Genomic DNA, 290 nt, shown 5'->3' with positions numbered 1-290 from the left:
ATCAGACCCCGGTCCCGAGCGGGGTCTGATCGACCGTGACGGTGAGGCCGAGGCCCTGCAGCAGCGCCGTCGCCTGGTCGGGCGTCTTGCCGCTGACGTCGGGCACGGTCACCTGGCTGCCGTACAGCACCGAGTTGTCCGGCTTCGGGAAGTCGTCGCCGCCGTAGAGGGCGTCGAGCGCTTTCAGGATCGGCCGGGCGATCGAGAACTTGACGTTGCCACCCCCGATGCCGTCGAAGGAGAGGCTGCGCAGTGCGGTCTGGCCGGACACGTTGCCCACCCAGGTGGCC

General features: G+C 69.7%; 1 protein-coding gene. It reads right to left on the bottom strand.

What is annotated here, in order from left to right:
- Window position 1 precedes the first annotated feature (1 nt).
- A partial coding sequence (locus AC1RP1_RS08265) for a PASTA domain-containing protein (RefSeq protein WP_481762763.1) occupies window positions 2–290 on the bottom strand: 289 nt, incomplete at its 5' end.

The sequence above is a fragment of the Dellaglioa sp. CoH-56-MRSF-13 genome (assembly GCF_056782095.1).
The sequence above is the reverse complement of the archived record's forward strand: the minus strand, read 5'-3'. Positions and strand labels throughout refer to the sequence as shown.